Below are 17,713 nucleotides of genomic sequence, written 5' to 3'. Positions count from 1 at the left end.
TAGACTGCTAATAAAGCCCAACTTTTTTGCCCCCAGGGTGTCCTATCTAAGAGAAGGGGCAAAAGCCAGTGTCAGGCTAACTAATTGATCTTGCTGACCTGATTAATAAAACAAACGTGCGTTTAAATCGTGTGTTTTACTTTTTCTTGGGACTGGTTTATGTTGTGTCATCAGAACGACTAATATAGCCCCTGAGCGGTTTAAGCCAGGCAGCCAATAACAATAAATGCCGGGAGATTAATGATGATCAGTCAGTTTTTTAAAGATAAATACCCCGAGGGGATTGAGACGGAAATTGATCTGTCCAAGTATGACTCTATTCTGGATGTGCTGGATGAAGCCTGTAACCGTTTTGCAGGTCGTCCTGCATTCAGCAATCTGGGCAAAACCATCACGTTCAAAGAGCTGGATTTTTATGCCCGGGACTTTGCCGCTTATCTGCAAAATCAGCTGGGCCTAAAACCCGGTGAACGTATTGCGATTCAGCTGCCGAACACTCTGCAATATCCTATTGCGTTGTTTGGGGCGATGCGTGCCGGTCTGGTGGTGGTGAATACTAATCCGCTCTATACCGAGCGTGAGATGCGTCATCAGTTTCAGGATTCCGGCGTAAAAGCTTTGGTGGTACTGGCTAATATGGCTCATCTGGCAGAGAAGGTATTGCCGGATACTAAGATTGAACATGTCATTATCACCGAGCTGGGCGATATGCACAGCTTTGCCAAACGTACCCTAATCAATTCAGTCGTACGCTATGTGAAGAAGATGGTGCCGGATTGCTCCATTCCACAGGCGATCAGCTTTAGGGAGGTGTTATCTGCGGGTAAAAAGTTACCCATGGAAGAGCATCACGCTAATGCTGGTGACCTGGCGGTATTGCAGTATACCGGTGGTACGACAGGGGTTGCCAAAGGTGCGATGCTCAGCCACCGGAACCTGGTGGCGAATATGTTGCAGGCCCGTATTATTCTGAACACTATTCTGGAAGAGGGGCAAGAGTCCATTATCTCTCCTCTGCCTATGTACCACATCTATACTTTTACTGTCAGCCTGGTGCTGATGGAGTCCGGTAACCACTCCATTCTGATTACTAATCCACGGGATCTGCCAGCCTTTGTCAAAGAGCTGGCTAAACATAAGTTCTCCGGTTTTGTCGGTCTGAACACGCTGTTTGTGGCGCTGTGTAACCGTGAGGACTTTAAACAGCTGGACTTCTCCAATCTGAAGCTGACCATTTCCGGTGGTATGGCGCTGACTCATGCCGCAGAAGAGGAGTGGTTTGAGGTAACCGGCTGTCATATCAACGAAGGTTACGGTATGACGGAGACGTCACCCATTGTCAGTTTTAATCTGCCATGCCAGTCTCAGATGGGTACTATTGGTCTACCGGTACCTTCTACCGATCTGAAAATTATTGATGAAGAGGGTAATACCGTACCTTGGGGCGGCACTGGTGAGCTTTGTGTGCGTGGTCCTCAGGTGATGGAAGGTTATTGGCAACGCCCGGAAGAAACCGCAAAAACCATTACCGAAGATGGCTGGTTGATGACTGGTGATATTGCTGTGATACAGGAAGATGGCTATACCCGTATCGTGGATCGCAAGAAAGATATGATCTTAGTGTCTGGTTTTAACGTCTATCCAAACGAAATTGAAGATGTGATTGTATCCCATCACGATATTATAGAAGCGGCGGCTATCGGTGTGCCCGATGATGTGGCTGGTGAAGCGATTAAGGTGTTTATTGTCAGCCGTAATAGCAAGCTGACGATTGAAGAGGTTAAGGAATATTGCCGAAGTCACTTGACCGGTTATAAGGTGCCTAAGCAGATTGAGTTTCGCGAAGAGCTACCCAAAACCAACGTCGGTAAAGTACTACGCCGTACACTGAGAGATGAGGAGCTGAGCAAGCTAAATAGTGCTCAGGCCGCGTAATCCAACGTACTGAAACTGGCAGCTTTTTGTTTTAAGTGATTTTCGTTTTACAGCTTCTTGTTTTCGCTTCTAGCTGTTTTAACGGATCGTTGTTTTAACAGGCCTTCTGCTCAGAAAGAACCCCGCTTACAGCCGTAAGCGGGGTTCTTTTGTTTATGCGAAGAAAATTTTATTAGATTGGGAGCTTTAATTTGCAAATGAGAATATATACCATTATCTTGTTTGCATCATTAAGTACCGCTGTCTGCATCTGACAGGGCTCTAGGTAGAGCGAAAACAGGACTTATGGGGCAACAGCAAGGAATAAAAGGTTATCCCCCCATATTTGCGATAGTCGGTGGTCTTGTGACGGAACAAAAAATCAGAGTTTGGTTATTTATTACGGTTTGTGCCCTGGTCTTGCCGATGTATCTGCTGTATCAGGCGTTGGAGAATAATGAGCAAAGGCTGAGGGATGAACAGCTGCATCAATATGCCAGTCTGAGTATGAGTGCCGCCGAGCGCAATCTGGCAGCATTGGAAGAGCACTTAGTCGCTCTGCGTAATTTGATGACTTTTCAGCCGGATCTGACCCGGCAACAGTTTGATCAATTTAATGCTCAATCAAAGCTGAGTGGTTATGGCATTGTGGTATATGGATGGCTACCTAAAACCTTGCCTGGGCAATCTGAGGCGATGATAGAGCAAGCCAGAAAGGACGGCATCTTTGATTTCCGTTTAAGCCGGGTCAGTCAATATGAAGAGCTCTTTCCCATCTATTATTCCGCTTCTGGTCAGATGAATGGCTTGTCTTTAGGCGTTAATCTGGCGGCTATTCCCAGTATTCGTAAAGGCATGGTGACGGCGGTTAACAGCAACCGTGTCGAGATTGTGATCAGCGAGAATATGGGGTTTGATGATAGTGAAACCCCAGAGATGCGCCTGCTGTTACCTGTATTTTCCCTGCGAGAAAATAGTGAAGGCGAGCACCGCGAGGTAGGCCCCGAACTCAGAGGTTATGTCAGTGCTATGGTGCATTTTGATGAAGCGATGCAGATCCTGTTGGGGCCTGTGCTGAATCAAAGACAGAATCTGGGGCTGGAGATCTATCGCCAGGGCAGTGTTGAACCCGAGCTGCTGTTTAGCTCTCTGCATCGCCACACGAGTGATAGCCGTTATCGGGCTGAGTTTATGCAGCAGTATGGTAGCTGGACACTGAAATACCGCTTTATCGATTTGAGCCCTGAACCGCCCTGGTGGCTGCTGTCCCGACCCAGCTTGATTGTCGGCAGCATTGCCTTGGTGATCTGGTTGTTCTTATCGTTGCTGCGCCATGCGGTGGATCGGCGTATCAGGGCCGAGGAGCTGGCGAAAGAGCAGGGCCGTTCTCTGGCTGTGGCGCAAAGTGAATACCACAATCTATTTGAAAAGGTGGTTGAGGGTGTTTATAGCGCCACATTGGAAGGGCGTTTTCTTAAGGTGAACCCTTCTTTGGCCAAGGCCTTTGGTTATGATGATCCGGCACAGATGCAGCAAGCGGTAGAGCATATAGGTCGGCAGTTACATCGGGAGCAGCAGAGCTACCAAAGCTTTATGCAGACCTTGCTGGAGAAAAAAGAGGTCTACAACTACGAGTGGGAAGGCATCGATCGTTACGGTAACAGTATCTGGTTATCGGAGAATGCCTATCTGAATGCCGAAGCAGAAGATCGTTTGGTTTATCAGGGTACGCTGGATGTGATTACCGAGCGTAAGTTTAATGAACAGCGACTGAACTATCAGGCCAATCATGATCCGTTAACGGGGCTGTTAAATCGTAGCGCCTGTCAGAAATTGCTGGAAAACCACCTGCAACAGCAGCGATGGGGGCAGGTACTGTTTATCGATCTGGATGGCTTTAAAAAGATCAACGACACCTATGGCCATGGTAACGGCGATCTTTTTCTGCAGGAGATCGCTCAACGTTTGCAACAGGTACTGCGTCAGCAGGATAGTATTGCTCGCATTGGTGGTGATGAGTTTGTCATCTATCTGGCCGGCGAGATGTCTAACCTCGCACTGCAACAGCTGACCGATCGTTTACAACTGGAGGTTGCCCGGCCAGTGATGTTAGATGGCTGCTTAATTTCCTTACAGGTCTCCGCTAGTATCGGTGTCACTTTCCTGGGACCTCACTACCAAAATGCCGATGATATCTTACGGGATGCGGATTTGGCGATGTATGAGGTGAAGAAAAACGGTAAGGCGGCCCATCAGGTCTATAGTCTGGAGTTGCATAAGCAGATTCAGCAGCAGACCGAGTTTGAGAATCATCTGCATAGTGCTTTGGGTAAACAAGAGTTTAGCCTGAATTATCAGCCCGTCGTCTCTATAGAGGATAGTTCTATATGTCACTCCAGTGGCCCCGAGCGTAATAGCGTATGCGGCTTTGAGGTGTTGCTGCGCTGGTATAACCCACAGCTGGGCCAGGTGTCACCGGAGCGTTTTATACCTTTGGCGGAGCAGCAGCATCTGATGCCGGGTATCGGTCTATGGATTGTAGAGCAAGCCCTAAAAGGTTTTAATCAGCTGCAAGCCTGTGTGCCTGATAAACCCATTACCATTAATATCAATCTGTCCCCTCGTCAGCTACATGATGATAGTTTGATTGATGCGCTACCGGATCTGTTGCAGCAAGCGGGAGTGAACGCCCATAGTATCCGCTTTGAACTGACCGAGAGTGCGTTGGATATGGATGAGCAGGCGGTGGTTGGGCGTCTGACGGCACTTAGGGATATGGGTTTTAAGATCTATATCGATGATTTTGGCACCGGTTATAGCTCCCTTAAACGCCTGGTGGAGTTTCCCATTGATGGTATCAAGGTGGATCGCTCCTTTGTGCATCAACTGGAAGAAGACAGCAGTAAGCAGGCGATGATTGAGGTCATCGTACATATGGCTCGTTTGTTGAATCTGAAAGTAGTGGCCGAAGGGGTGGAAACTCAGGAACAGAAGGCGTTGTTACAAGCAGCCGGTTGTCGGTTCGCACAGGGCTATCTGTTTTCAAAACCTTTACCGGAAGAGGCAGCCGGTCATTTTTTGCGACAAGAGAAAGAGTTGCGAAAGGATCAGGCTTTGTTACAGGAGGTGGTTTTGTTACAGGAACAGGCTCAATCTGAAGAGCAAATAATAGGCGGTTGTTCCCTGGCCTAGAGAGACTGAAACGGCTTCTTTAGATTCAGTCGGAATCTTTCTTGGGGAAAGTCTGCCTTTTGGCGCTAAACAAGGTAGAATGCCGCTTTTTGTTTGTCTGGTGCGGTAATGTCTACGGTAATTCCCTCTGAAATTGAGCAGTTATTAGCAGCCTCGATGCTGAAAGATCGTTTTCGCTTACAGCAGAAGTGGAAGCAGTTAAAGCCTGTGCTGTCTGGGCAGCCGCCATTGGTATCTAATGGACCAAACAGGGGTCAGAGCCCGGGCCAAAAGGGACGGGGAAAAGGACGTCGTGGCGGTAAAGTCGAGGAGATCAAAGATCCTCAAGCCGAGCTGGAAAAACTGGTTGCTCAGATTCAACGTTCTGCGGAACGAGTACAAGAGCGTTTGCAGCTGATTCCCAAGGTGGAATACCCGGAAAACCTGCCGGTTAGCCAGAAAAAAGAGCAGATCGCCGAAGCGATTCGTGATAATCAGGTGGTGGTGATTGCCGGTGAAACCGGTTCCGGTAAAACCACTCAGATTCCTAAGATCTGTTTGGAGCTGGGCCTGGGTGCCCGTGGCCTGATCGGCCATACTCAACCCCGTCGTTTAGCCGCCAGAACCGTCGCCAGCCGTGTTGCTGAAGAGCTGAAAGTGCCCTTTGGTGAGCAGGCGGGTTATCAGGTGCGTTTTACCGATCAGGTAACGGAAAATACCCTGGTTAAGCTGATGACCGACGGTATTCTGTTGGCTGAAACCCAGAATGATCGTTTCCTGAACCGTTATGAAGTACTGATTATCGATGAGGCTCACGAACGTAGCCTGAATATCGATTTCCTGTTGGGCTATCTGAAACAGCTGCTGCCTAAGCGTCCCGATCTGAAGGTGGTTATCACCTCGGCAACCATTGATGTGGAGCGCTTCTCCAAGCACTTCAATAATGCCCCTGTGATAGAGGTGTCGGGTCGCACTTTCCCGGTAGATCTGCTGTATCGTCCGCTGATGGAGTTGGATGACGACGAAGAGCGCGATTACGACCAGTATCTGCACCAGGGTATTGTCGAGGCGGTGGAAGAGATCACCGTTATTGAGAAAGAGCGTAAATGGGGCTCGGGTCCACGGGATATTCTGATCTTCCTGCCCGGTGAACGTGAGATCCGTGAAACCGCTGAGGTGCTGCGCAAGGCGAAATTCCTGCATACGGAGATTCTGCCTTTGTATGCACGCTTAAGCGCCAAAGAGCAGAACCGGGTGTTCCAGTCCCACAATGGCCGCCGTATCGTGTTGTCCACCAACGTGGCCGAGACCTCATTAACGGTGCCGGGTATCCGCTATGTGATCGATCCGGGTACCGCCCGTATCAGCCGCTATAGCTACCGCTCCAAGGTCCAGCGTTTGCCGATTGAAGCGGTATCTCAGGCCAGCGCTAATCAGCGTAAAGGGCGTTGTGGCCGTATTGCAGAAGGTCTGTGTATTCGCCTCTACAGCGAAGAAGATTTTGTTGGGCGTCCTGAGTTTACCGATCCCGAGATCCGTCGTACCAATCTGGCATCGGTGATCCTGCAGATGTTGAATCTGCGTCTGGGTAATATCGCCCACTTCCCGTTTGTCGATGCGCCGGATAATCGTTATATCCGTGACGGCTTCCGTTTGCTGCATGAATTGGGTGCTGTGGATGATAAGGAAAACCTGACTCAGATTGGTCGTCAGCTATCCAAGTTACCTATCGATCCTCGTATCGCCCGTATGGTACTGGCCGGTGCCGAACATAAGGCGCTGAATGAAGTGCTGATTATCGCCAGTGCCTTGAGCGCCCAGGACCCCCGTGAGCGTCCCCACGACAAACAGCAGCAAGCGGATGAGAAACACCGTCAGTGGAAAGATGATAACTCCGACTTCCTGGCGTTTGTGAACTTGTGGAACGGCTATGAAGAGCAGCGTCAGGAGCTGAGCAGCAGCCAGTTCCGTAAATGGTGTCATAAGCAGTTTCTGTCCTATCTGAAGATGCGCGAATGGCGCGACGTGCACCATCAGCTCAAGTTGATGAGTAAAGAGCTGAAACTGGAGTTTAATGAGAATCCAGCGGGTTATGACAATGTGCATAAATCCCTATTGCCGGGGCTGTTAAGCCATCTGGGCATGAAACTGGAAGACCGTGAGTACTTGGGGGCCCGCAACCGCAAGTTCCATGTTTTCCCAGGCTCTGCGCTGTTTAAAAAGCAGCCGCGCTGGATTATGGCGGCAGAGCTGGTGGAAACCAGCAAACTCTACGCCCGTCAGGTCGCCAAGATCGAACCTGAGTGGGTGGAGCGTTACGCCAAGCACCTGACCAAGCACAGTTACAGTGAGCCCCACTGGGAGAAAAAACGCGCTCAGGTGGTTGCTGCTGAAAAAGTGACCCTGTACGGCTTGCCCATTGTACCCAATCGTCGTGTGCACTATGGCCCGATCGATCCGGTGATCTCCCGTGAGATCTTTATCCGTACTGGCCTGGTGGAAGGTGGCTATTTCAGCAAAGCGCCGTTTTATCAACACAATCAGCAGGCGATTGCCGAAGTAGAGCAGCTGGAATCCAAGGTGCGTCGTCGTGATCTTTTAGTGGATGATGAAACCCTGTTCCGTTTCTATGATGAGCGCATTACGGAAAAAATCTACAACGGTGCCGGTTTTGAAAAGTGGCGTAAAACCGTTGAGAAGGACGACAAACACTACCTGTTCTTTAATAAAGATGAATTGTTACAGCGGGAAGCCGACGAGCAGGCGATCGATTACCAGTTCCCGGATCAACTGGGGCTGGAAGGCATGCGCCTGGCGCTGGATTACCAGTTTGAGCCGGGCAAGCAACACGATGGTCTGAATATCAAGGTGCCGGTCGCGGGTTTGCAGCAGATCAATGAGAACCGTCTGGATTGGCTGGTACCGGGTATGCTGCGGGATAAATGTATTGCGCTGGTAAAAAATCTGCCTAAGCAGGTGCGCAAGAACTTTGTGCCGATCCCTGATCATATTGATGATGTACTCCCGATGCTGGAGCCAGGGGATTTACCGTTGACGGTCTGTCTGGCGGAGCAGCTGCGCCGTAAAACCGGGGTGCGCATTGACCCTGAGCTATGGAAGCCCCATGAACTGGATGCTCATCATCGAATGCTGATTCAGGTGGTGGACGCCAAAGGCAAGATTCTGGGTGAATCCCGTGATCTGTCTGAGTTGCTGGAACAGTTCTCCGGTCAATCCGCTGAGCAGGTGCGTATCAGCGGTGATGATAAGTTTAAGCAGCAGGGCCTGACCAGTTGGCCTGCTAACCTGACAATACCGGAGCAGATTGAGCAGGAACAGCAGGGTATTGTATTAAGAGCCTATCCGGCACTGGTGGATAAAAAAGACAGTGTGGACTCTACGTTGTTTGATCTACCGGGGCAGGCAAAAGAAGCCCACTGGCAAGGGGTACGCCGTCTATTGATGCTGGCACTGCCTCAGCAGGTGAAATGGGTGGAAAAATCATTGCCGAATCTAAATCAGGTGGCTTTACTGTTCAATAGCCTGGGTAAAAAAGACCAGCTGGTACAGGACTTAGTGCTGGCCAGTTTTGACTGGGCCTTCAGGGAAGAGTCGATGCCAAGAGATGCACAGGCCTTTCAGCAACATCTTGCAGCCAATAAAGATCGAGTCGCCAAGGAAGCGGTTGAGGTGCTCAAGCTGTGCCATGAAGTACTTAAGCTGAATCACGAAATTCAGAAGAAGCTGAAGGGTAAGATTCCGTTGGCACTGGCCTTTATCTATAGTGATATTCGCTTTCAGCTGGAAAATCTGGTTTATGTAGGCTTCTTGCACCAAACTGGCCGTGAATGGTTACAGGAGCTGCCCCGTTATCTGAAAGCGATTCTATTGCGTCTGGAAAAAGCAGGCTTAAACCGAGGGCGTGAGCAGCTTTGGAGTGATGAGCTGAATCAGTTGTGGCAGAAATATCAGACCAAGGCAGAGCAGTTGGAGCAGCGTGAGGGTAGTGCGGTGGCTCTGGCTCCTTACCGTTGGATGTTGGAAGAGTATCGGGTATCGCTGTTTGCGCAACAATTGGGTACTAAAGTGCCCGTATCAGCGAAGCGCTTAGACAAAATATGGAGTGAACTAGCCTGATGACGATGGATCGACAGGTGCTGGAGGAGTTTATTACTCTACCGCTAACGCCTTCTATGGCTGCAGGTCTGCATCGTTTAACACCGCGCCAGGGAGAGCTAAAAGGGTGTGTACTTATGCTGCACGGATTTGGGCAGGATAGTCGTATCTTCCTGAATTCAGATAAGGGAGTAGGCTTAGCTTACTCTCTTGTCGATCAGGGGTATGAGGTGTTTGTCTGTAGTTATCGTGGAAGAGATGCCTCTCGCACTCTACTCCGACAGCAGCCTTATAGTTGGTTGCAATTAGTGATCGAAGACCTGCCCTTGATCTGGAAAGCGGTAGATAAGCGACATAGGCACCCACAGCGCTTTTTAATGGGGTATCAATTGGGGAGTGTACTTTGGAGTGCATTTTTAGCCCGCAACCCCGAAATCATTAACCAAGTGGCAGGGATTGTTCACTTTAATCCGCAGCGAGTTCAGTCTTCCGTTGGCTGGCTAAAACAGCTGAATTATGGTTTTTTTGAATGCAAGCTGATCCCTTCTTTCGCTGCTTTGCTGGGGTATGTGCCCGCTATGTTCATGGGTGATGGCTTGGTGAATGAATCCCGTGCTTTATTAACGGATATACAGGGCTGGCAACAGGATAGTTGGCAAGACAGAGAAGACGGCTTTGATTACCATCAGGCGATGAAAACGCTCTCTTTTCCTCCTAGCCTGTACTTTGTCTCTGCTCATCAGAAGTGGATGCAAAGGGAAGTGGATAGTCGCAACTTTATGTTCGAGCTGGCAAAGCACGATGCCCGTATGATCAAGTTGTCTGCTAAAACAGGTAATAAAAGGAACTATTCGGTATCGGAGCTCTGCACTAATACAGATGCCGAAGAGGATTACTATCCTTTGTTACTGGCTTGGTTACAGGAGATTGCTGAAAAATCTTGTGTTAGTTAGCTAATAGGCTAGAAGGACTGAGTTAATTACAGCAGATGCTTTGTATGAATCCACTCAATTTACTTTGACTGGATGTTGTTTAGGTTGAATGTGTCCTGCGATTCTTAAACGTACTTCAACGCTACAAGTGCCCTTTGAAGTGCAATGTCTTATGTTGGAAGAACTAATGCCCTGTCCAGGGTGATATGAAGGAAGCAAGAGTGTTACTGATGAACAAGATAATCCCGGCATTGATGCTGGTTCTGCTATTAGGGGCAAATTCTGCCTGGGCAGTGGAAGACGTTGATCCCTGGGAAAATTGGAACCGCAAAGTTTTTTACTTTAATGAAGCGGTAGACAGTTACGTCGCCAAACCGGTAGCAAAGGGCTATAAGGCTGTTGTGCCGACGTTTATTCGCCGTGGTGTAGGTAATTTCTTCAGTAATTTAGGAGAGGTGCCGACGGCGGCCAACGATTTGCTACAAGCCAAGCCAGGAGCAGCAGCAACATCGGCAGGACGTTTTCTGATCAACAGCACTGTTGGGTTACTGGGGTTGATTGATGTGGCTTCTATGCTGGATATTGAAGAGCATAGCGAAGACTTTGGTCAAACCCTGGCCGTATGGGGTGTTGAGAGCGGCCCTTATCTGGTTTTGCCGATATTGGGGCCAAGTAATGTTCGTGATGGTCTCAGTTTATATCCAGATTACCTGTTGGACCCGTTGAATCATGCGGATTTGAAAGAAGATGAGCGTTACGGTATTACTGCGTTAAAACTGATTCATATCAGGCATCAGTTGCTGGATAGTGAAGGCATCATTCAAGGTGATAAGTACAGTTTTATTCGGGATGTGTATTTGCAAAGCCGTACTTATCAGATCAATGATGGTCAGGTTGAAGATAAATTTGATGCGGGCTTTGATGATCTGGATCTTGATGATGAAGCACTTTAACTCTCTGTAAAGGAGGCTGGTTTTCTTGGGCTGGTACCCCGTCAGAGGTTTATTTTTTTGTACTCTCTTGCTTATTCAGTAGTGTACAACTCCTTTAAAACCGCTAAATCAGCCTTTTACTATATTGTGTGTGGGTTTTCTTTCACCGCTTATAATAGTGGTGGTATTAACTTATGGGAAGAGCTGGCTCTCGCATCATTTGGTGTGAGGGCTCAATCCAATATCTCGGTAATTTCCAGCCCAATTTCATGGCCTGATTCAAGACTATTATAAACAACCCTGGCTAGTGCGCAGAAAGGATCTAAACCCAGCGGGCTGGAGAGTTTGATGCGTAGCAGGGTGTTTACAGTCAGTGGTTCGTCAAGAATAACACGGCTACCAGTAGCGCTAAGATCCAGGCAGTGAGCTTCGTAGGTCTTACCCGACTCCTGTTCTTCCAGGGTTATCGGGCTGTTTACCTTAATTCGAGGGAACTTACGCTTTTCATTGAAGGGTAAGAAAAAATCCATATCAATCACTCTTAGTCATAAGCTTACAAATTGTTACACTTACTATGGCATAAATTGGGGTTGTATGTCTCCCCGATATTTCCCTAAGTGAGTCTAGGGATTACACTAGGTTTAGGTACTGAATAAGGATGATAAGCGACCATGCTTTCAACTATAGCAGATGCAGTGTTTATTCCCTGCCCGGGTAAGATAGAGCATCTTGCTGAATTACTGGATGTAGATTTGGCAGTAGAGTCTTTAGCTACTGACGCTGTACCAGAGGATCTGTCAAAAGCTTGTGAGTTGGTGATCTTTTATCTGAATGATCATCAAGACCTGTTCCGTCTTGAGCGCTGGTTGGATTCTCAGCGAGAGTATGCGGTGTTGTTATTGGCTGACGATTCGCAGGCCGGTTTAGTGGTACGGGGCCTGGAGGCTGGTGCAGATGATTATGTGCTGGACCCCAATCGACACCTGAATCTGGTTTCTCTGGTTGCCCATAGGGTTGTCAGTCGACGACGGGATGCCCGACAGGCACGGCAAACTTATGAAGAGCTGGAGCAGATTAATCTGGAACTGATGACCAGCCTGGATGTCTTAAGGCAGGACCAGCAGGCAGGACGTTATGTGCAGCAGAAGATGTTGCCGCAAACTCCGTGGGATTTTCAGGCGCTGACTTTTGAACATAAAGTATGTCCCTCTTTATATTTGAGTGGCGACTTCGTAGATTATTTCCCGATGGATCGTGAGCGAGTGCTCTTTTATTTAGCAGATGTGTCTGGTCATGGCGCTTCTTCTGCTTTCCTGACTATCCTCTTGAGGGTATTTATCCGGCGTTTTGTTACCCGTATGTTAATCAGAGGTGCCAAAATTTCCCCGGGAGCGATTTTGGCCGAGTTGAATAAGGAGATTTTGGGTACCGAGTTGGGTAAACATGTCACTATCTTCCTGGCCATCTTGGATGGTGGGAATCATAAAATGTGTTATTGCAACGGTGCTCAATATCCAGCGCCTGTATTAGTTCGGGATGGTAAGGCCGCTTTTATCGAAGGTAAGGGTATGCCCGTAGGACTTTTTGACGATGCGGTCTACGAGGAATTTGAGTTATTGTTGCAGCCAAGCTACTATCTCTCGCTTTTCTCTGATGGTGTTTTTGAGTTAATGCAAAGCGGCAGTCTGGCCGATAAAGAAACTACACTGTTGGAAATTGCTCAACAGTATGCAGGAGATCACGCTGGGATGGTGGAGTGGTTTGCTCAGATGGGGATGGAAGATTCTCCTGATGATGTCACTTTAATGACGATATCCGGTAAAAAAGGGTAGTCAGTTGTTTGTCTATTTCCGGTTGTTAAATTATGCAAAATGGTAAAATCATGGTCGCCGAAAATCAGGATGTTTACGTTCTGAAGTTTATGGGCGATGTTAGATTGACACTATGTTCCACAATCGATTCTCTATTGAAGCGAATTTTTGGTGGGGAATTAAAATCCGTTGTCGTGGATCTGACGGAAACAGACGGCATCGACAGTACGGCATTAGGGTTATTGGCAAAAATAGCCGTTAATGCGAAAGGTGTGTTAAATCATAAGCCTACGATTATCAGTACCCGTACGGATATTACTCATATTCTGGAAACCATGGGCTTTGAGCATTATTTTGAAATCTGTAGGGAGCCGGTTGAGTTAGGGTGTTGTATGCAGGAAGCGCCGATTCTGGATGAATGTGCAGAGAGTGTGCGCCAAAAAGTGATTGATGCTCATCGAATCCTGATGGGATTAAATCCTAAAAATAAAGCTGAATTTGAACCTGTGGTCTTTGCGCTGGAAAATTGCCCTGCTGTGGGTGTAGAGGATAGTGTGACACGACACTGAGGTCGTTTTGGTGGTTTTTATGCTTTTTGCATATGAAAAGCTGGTGGTTAGAAAGAATAGAGCCCTTAGGGAAGTTTAGTTTCCCTAAGGGTTTTTTTATTGTACTGGTTATTTGGATTTCAGGGGGGATAAGAGAGACTGGAAAGTTAAAGCTGTGCCAGTAACGCTTCCAGCTTATCCTGATCCGCTGCAAACTGGCTGATACCCTGGGCCAGCTTTTCAGTGGCCATCGCATCTTGATTCATCTGCCAGCGGAATGTGGCTTCATCTAGCGGCTGAGGTTGTTGACTGCTGGCTGCTTCAGGCTTCAGTACTTGCTTTAGCTCGCCTTGATCCGCTGCCAGTTGCTCCAGCAGCGCAGGACTGATAGTCAGGCGATCACAGCCTGCCAGGTGTTCAATCTCATCGGTGTTACGAAAGCTGGCACCCATCACGATGGTTTGGTAGCCATGCTCTTTGTAGTACTGATAGATCTTCTGTACTGAGCATACGCCTGGATCGTTTGCGCCGCTCCAGTCTTCATTGGGTTGAGCTGTTTTGTACCAGTCCAGAATACGGCCCACAAACGGTGAGATCAGTGTAGTGCCTGCCTCTGCACATGCAACTGCTTGAGGCATTGCAAACAGCAGCGTCAGGTTGCAGTGGATGCCCTCTTTTTCCAGAATCTCAGCCGCTTTAATGCCTTCCCAGGTAGAAGCGATCTTGATCAGTACTCGATCACGGCCAATACCTTTTTCCTGATAGAGGTGAATCAGACGGCGCGCTTTTTCAACAGTAGCACGAATATCAAAAGACAATTTGGCGCTGACTTCAGTAGATATGTAGCCGGGGATGACCTGATTGATCTCAGCGCCAATGGCTACAGATGCGCGGTCTACGGCATAAGCCAGTTGTTGAGCCAGGTCCAGGCTCTCCTGGCGCGCCTTCTCTATTGCCTCTTTTAGCAAGGGCTGATACTGAGGTTTATCAGCAACCTTGAGTACTAGGGAGGGGTTGGTTGTCGCATCCTGTGGCTGTAGATCTCGAATGGCATCAATGTCGCCTGTATCGGCAACCACTACAGTCATTTGGCGAAGTTGTTCCAGTTTGCTTGGCATAACATTTGTGTCCTGCAATCGATGAATCTCTTGTTTTTAAAGAGAAAATCAGTACCCTGCAATAACACTAAGATAGACAGACCTTGCTTGTAAACCTGTCTCTAAAATTTTATATCGTTGGCTCTGGTCGAGAGAGGAGTTTATGAGGGTAAAGTGACGTGATAGAGTCCTGACCTCAGTGGATATTTGAGGTCAGGAGGATAACGGGTGGGTTTTATGCTTGTATGCTGAGTACAGGTATCGCGGCTACTCCGCGAGAGCAGGCTGTGATTTGAATGCCTGATCCAGAATGGCCTGTTCGGAAACTAAAGCCAGAGCTTCTTTCACTACTTCAGGTCCGGCACCAGGCTTGTATGCGTTTTCACTTATGTGTCGACGGAACTTACGACCACCGGGGCAGCCCTGGAAAATACCCAGTATATGGCGACTAATGTGACCTAAATACACACCCTGGCTTATCTGCTGTTCGATATAATCCAGCATCTGCTCGATAGCTTGGTGGCGTGAGATCACAGGACGGTCAGAGCTAAACAGCTTCTGATCGACTTCTGCCAGCAGATAAGGGTTCTGATAGGCCTCGCGGCCTACCATTACACCGTCAACATGTTGCAGGTGTTGCTCCATCTCGGCAAAAGTTTTGATTCCGCCATTGATCGAGATCTCCAGCTCTGGATAGGTCTGCTTCATACGGTAGACCAGATCATAGTCCAGCGGAGGTATCTCTCGGTTTTCTTTAGGGCTTAAGCCCTGTAGCCATGCCTTACGGGCATGCAGTGTAAAACTGGTACACCCTGTAGCGGCAACAGTTTCGATAAACTTAGGTAATATCTCTTCCGGCTCCTGGTCATCGATACCGATACGGCATTTTACGGTGACCGCTTTATCCGTTACCGAGCGCATTGCACTGATACATTCTGCCACCAGGTCGGCGTGACCCATCAGACAAGCACCGATCATATTGTTCTGTACACGGTCACTGGGACAACCTACGTTCAGGTTGATCTCGTCATAGCCAAATTCATCGGCGATTTTGGTGCACTTTGCCAGATCTTCCGGGTTGCTGCCGCCCAGCTGTAATGCCAGAGGGTGTTCCTCGTCGTTATAAGCCAGGAAGCGCTCAGGGTTTTGACCAAACAGAATGGCTCCAGTGGTCACCATTTCACTAAACAGTAGGGCCTCTTTGCTCATAATACGGGCAAAGTAGCGATAGTGTTTATCTGTCCAATCCAGCATAGGGGCCACCGAAAACCGTCTATTAGGGTAAGCGCTTGATTTTAAAGGGGTGCTGGCGGTTTTTTCGGTCTCGGTCACTGTATATTTACCTATCTTTTATTGCACGTTTTTAACCTTTTTTCGTATATTGGTGCGCCTAGAGTGCGCCTTTTTTCGCAAGGCGCACCGGGATCAAATAGGGCGCACCCATGGCGATGATTACGAAAAGAGAAACCGCAGCCGGTAAGACTAAGTATAAGGCGGATATACGAATAAAAAAGGCAGGCCGGATTATACACAGGGAGTCACGCACATTCGATAGAAAGAAGTTGGCAGAAGAGTGGGCAAACAAGCGTGAGCTTGAACTGCAGGACCAAAGCGGTCTGGAAAAAGTGCGCCATGCCGGTACTTTGATCGGCGATGTGGTAGAGCAGAGGGGCTATTTGAGCCTGTTGAGGGCTGGGGACGCAGCAAAGGTTATGACCTGGCTCGATTGAGAATGTATGCGCTGGCAGAGATTCCGGCGGTTGTTGTTATGTCTCAGAGTCTGATTGAGCATGTCCGTTGGCGGGTTTCTGGCGGAGCCTCTCCGACCACGGTGAATAACGATTTGATCTGGTTGGGAGTGATTTTTAAGGCGGTAAGAGCGGCTAAAGGCATTCCGCTGGACCTGGGTGTGATTGAGGATACGCGGGTGATCTGTCGTCAGCATAAACTGATCGCCCGGCCAAAGCAGAGGGAGCGGCGGCCAACGCCTACCGAGCTGTGGAAGTTGAGCCGGTATTTCTGGCGTAAGCATTACCGGGATCGGCGTAACAAGATTCCGATGTTAGATATTATGTGGTTTCAGATTTACTATACCGGCACAGAGTAACGCACAGTTTGTCTGTCAGATGGAGTCGGTTCTGGAGGTTTACAAACGGCCATCAGATAAGGACTACCCTGTGATTTGCATGGATGAAACCAGCGTGCAATGTACGAAAGAGGTTCGGGAGCCAATAAAGGCCTGCCCCGGGCAGGCTGAGCGCTATGATGCAGAGTATGAATGTAAATGGTGTTGCACATCTGATGATACGCTGGTGATGGACAATCTCAATACACATACGCGCATCACTTTACAAAGCATTCAAACCCGAAGTGGCAAGGGCTTTGTTGGATAAACTGGAGTTTGTTTATACACCAAAGCATGGTAGCTGGCTGAATATGGCAGAGTGTGAGTTCAGTGTATTAGCACGGCAATGTCTGGACAGACGATTGCCAGATATTGAAACAGTCGAGCGTGAGGTAAGTAGCTGGGTTGGAGAGAGAAACCGGGGAAAACAAAGAGTGGACTGGCGTTTTACAACGGAAGATGCCCGAATTAAGTTAAAACGCCTTTATCCTAATTTATAAGACTGATGGGTTACTAGGTCTTATCGGTGATAAAGAGCGTGGTAAAGAGTTACGCCACACCGATCGCTGGATTATCCCGACAATTACCTTGGTGGTGATGTGTAGTGTAATGGCTGCGGTGGGTATGCTGCCGGGTATTCCTCCGTTGCTGGACTCTTTCTAGCCATAGTTGAATCGGTCATAGCTAAATAGGTCGTTGAATAGATAGACACGGATTTCTCTGAAATAACTTGCTGAGCAACATTGGTCTTATAGGAAGGATCAAGAGAGGGAGCTGACTGGCTCCCTTTTCTTACTTCCTCCCCTCTTACCTGATTCCATTCTCTGATCTTTTCTCTATAAGCCGTATTTAGGCTATTTTCAGCTTCTCTGTAACTTTTTTACAAAAAAGTGAAAATAGGGGTTGTGCTTTGGTCTTCCATACGTATAATACGCCCTCGCTGTCACGGGGTAAGGCCTCAAGCAGCACCGTAACAGTCTGATTTTTCAAAAGTTTTTAACCGTTTTGAAAAAGACGATTTGAAAATAAATTTCAAATCACTGTTGACAAGAGGTTTGAATGCTGTA

General features: G+C 48.3%; 13 protein-coding genes and 1 pseudogene. 11 read left to right on the top strand and 3 right to left on the bottom strand.

Features of this window, described 5'->3' with window-relative positions:
- Window positions 1-243: 243 nt before the first annotated feature.
- The 5 genes from H579_RS0108370 to H579_RS0108350 all read left to right on the top strand — a co-directional run bounded on the left by H579_RS0108370 (window position 244) and on the right by H579_RS0108350 (window position 11,086).
- The gene (locus H579_RS0108370; RefSeq protein ID WP_211224690.1) at window positions 244-1,935 is read left to right on the top strand and encodes an AMP-binding protein; all 1,692 of its coding nucleotides are present in this window, start codon (window positions 244-246) and stop codon (window positions 1,933-1,935) included.
- Window positions 1,936-2,280: 345 nt separating this feature from the next.
- A complete protein-coding gene (locus H579_RS0108365) occupies window positions 2,281-5,106 on the top strand; it encodes a bifunctional diguanylate cyclase/phosphodiesterase (protein ID WP_169449698.1) in 2,826 nt (941 codons plus the stop codon).
- Window positions 5,107-5,214: 108 nt separating this feature from the next.
- Window positions 5,215-9,222 (top strand): ATP-dependent RNA helicase HrpA, encoded by a 4,008-nt coding sequence (gene hrpA, locus H579_RS0108360; RefSeq protein WP_028300293.1) that lies wholly within the window; start codon window positions 5,215-5,217, stop codon window positions 9,220-9,222.
- Entirely contained in the window at window positions 9,222-10,154 is a 933-nt protein-coding gene (locus tag H579_RS0108355) for a serine aminopeptidase domain-containing protein (RefSeq protein WP_028300292.1), read from the top strand. The genes hrpA and H579_RS0108355 overlap by 1 nt, the downstream gene beginning before the upstream one ends.
- Window positions 10,155-10,363: 209 nt before the next feature.
- Window positions 10,364-11,086: an MlaA family lipoprotein gene (locus tag H579_RS0108350; RefSeq protein WP_028300291.1), complete on the top strand. Its 723-nt coding sequence runs from the start codon at window positions 10,364-10,366 to the stop codon at window positions 11,084-11,086.
- A 212-nt stretch (window positions 11,087-11,298) separates the two neighbouring features.
- On the opposite strand, the gene H579_RS0108345 is transcribed toward H579_RS0108350, so the two are convergent.
- Window positions 11,299-11,595 carry a PilZ domain-containing protein gene (locus tag H579_RS0108345; RefSeq protein WP_036565805.1) on the bottom strand — a complete coding sequence of 99 codons (297 nt, stop codon included), beginning with the start codon at window positions 11,593-11,595 and terminating at the stop codon, window positions 11,299-11,301.
- Between the two features lie 141 nt (window positions 11,596-11,736).
- Here H579_RS0108345 and H579_RS24890 point away from each other — a divergent pair, with 141 nt between their 5' ends.
- Window positions 11,737-12,897, top strand: a complete 1,161-nt coding sequence (locus tag H579_RS24890; protein ID WP_051227448.1) for a PP2C family protein-serine/threonine phosphatase — start codon at window positions 11,737-11,739, stop codon at window positions 12,895-12,897.
- A gap of 32 nt (window positions 12,898-12,929) precedes the next feature.
- Window positions 12,930-13,445 carry an STAS domain-containing protein gene (locus tag H579_RS24885; RefSeq protein WP_051227447.1) on the top strand — a complete coding sequence of 172 codons (516 nt, stop codon included), beginning with the start codon at window positions 12,930-12,932 and terminating at the stop codon, window positions 13,443-13,445.
- Between the two features lie 146 nt (window positions 13,446-13,591).
- Here H579_RS24885 and tal read toward each other — a convergent pair whose 3' ends face one another.
- Together tal and dusA are read right to left on the bottom strand one after the other, a co-directional pair.
- Window positions 13,592-14,542, bottom strand: coding sequence for a transaldolase (gene tal / locus H579_RS0108330; protein ID WP_028300289.1), 951 nt, complete (start codon window positions 14,540-14,542; stop codon window positions 13,592-13,594).
- A 246-nt stretch (window positions 14,543-14,788) separates the two neighbouring features.
- A complete protein-coding gene (gene dusA, locus H579_RS24880; protein WP_281167030.1) occupies window positions 14,789-15,853 on the bottom strand; it encodes a tRNA dihydrouridine(20/20a) synthase DusA in 1,065 nt (354 codons plus the stop codon).
- Between the two features lie 110 nt (window positions 15,854-15,963).
- On the opposite strand from dusA, the gene H579_RS0108320 reads away from it, so the two are divergent.
- The 4 genes and pseudogenes from H579_RS0108320 to H579_RS29860 all read left to right on the top strand — a co-directional run bounded on the left by H579_RS0108320 (window position 15,964) and on the right by H579_RS29860 (window position 17,309).
- On the top strand, window positions 15,964-16,251 hold the full coding sequence (locus H579_RS0108320; protein WP_028300288.1) for a hypothetical protein: 288 nt from the start codon (window positions 15,964-15,966) through the stop codon (window positions 16,249-16,251).
- Window positions 16,252-16,289: 38 nt separating this feature from the next.
- Window positions 16,290-16,628 carry a hypothetical protein gene (locus H579_RS0108315; protein WP_157834578.1) on the top strand — a complete coding sequence of 113 codons (339 nt, stop codon included), beginning with the start codon at window positions 16,290-16,292 and terminating at the stop codon, window positions 16,626-16,628.
- Window positions 16,629-16,827: 199 nt separating this feature from the next.
- Window positions 16,828-17,146: pseudogene (locus H579_RS30075) on the top strand (transposase); the annotation flags it as partial.
- Window positions 17,133-17,309 (top strand): DUF3360 family protein, encoded by a 177-nt coding sequence (locus tag H579_RS29860; RefSeq protein WP_084624039.1) that lies wholly within the window; start codon window positions 17,133-17,135, stop codon window positions 17,307-17,309. The pseudogene H579_RS30075 and the gene H579_RS29860, both read left to right, overlap by 14 nt.
- The last annotated feature ends 404 nt before the right edge of the window (window positions 17,310-17,713 follow it).

This window comes from Oceanospirillum beijerinckii DSM 7166 (genome assembly GCF_000422425.1).
Taxonomy (GTDB): domain Bacteria; phylum Pseudomonadota; class Gammaproteobacteria; order Pseudomonadales; family Halomonadaceae; genus Oceanospirillum; species Oceanospirillum beijerinckii.
Note: the sequence above shows the minus strand (reverse complement) of the source record. Positions and strands in the feature narration are given on the sequence as shown.

Excerpts from the sequence above, each read along its gene's own strand:
- H579_RS24885 (WP_051227447.1), top strand. The coding sequence starts at position 12,930 with ATGCAAAATGGTAAAATCATGGTCGCCGAAAATCAGGATGTTTACGTT.
- H579_RS24890 (WP_051227448.1), top strand. The coding sequence starts at position 11,737 with ATGCTTTCAACTATAGCAGATGCAGTGTTTATTCCCTGCCCGGGTAAG.
- H579_RS0108370 (WP_211224690.1), top strand. The coding sequence starts at position 244 with ATGATCAGTCAGTTTTTTAAAGATAAATACCCCGAGGGGATTGAGACG.
- H579_RS0108355 (WP_028300292.1), top strand. The coding sequence starts at position 9,222 with ATGACGATGGATCGACAGGTGCTGGAGGAGTTTATTACTCTACCGCTA.
- H579_RS0108345 (WP_036565805.1), bottom strand. The coding sequence starts at position 11,595 with ATGGATTTTTTCTTACCCTTCAATGAAAAGCGTAAGTTCCCTCGAATT.
- tal (WP_028300289.1), bottom strand. The coding sequence starts at position 14,542 with ATGCCAAGCAAACTGGAACAACTTCGCCAAATGACTGTAGTGGTTGCC.
- H579_RS0108320 (WP_028300288.1), top strand. The coding sequence starts at position 15,964 with ATGGCGATGATTACGAAAAGAGAAACCGCAGCCGGTAAGACTAAGTAT.
- H579_RS0108350 (WP_028300291.1), top strand. The coding sequence starts at position 10,364 with ATGAACAAGATAATCCCGGCATTGATGCTGGTTCTGCTATTAGGGGCA.
- hrpA (WP_028300293.1), top strand. The coding sequence starts at position 5,215 with ATGTCTACGGTAATTCCCTCTGAAATTGAGCAGTTATTAGCAGCCTCG.
- H579_RS0108315 (WP_157834578.1), top strand. The coding sequence starts at position 16,290 with ATGTCTCAGAGTCTGATTGAGCATGTCCGTTGGCGGGTTTCTGGCGGA.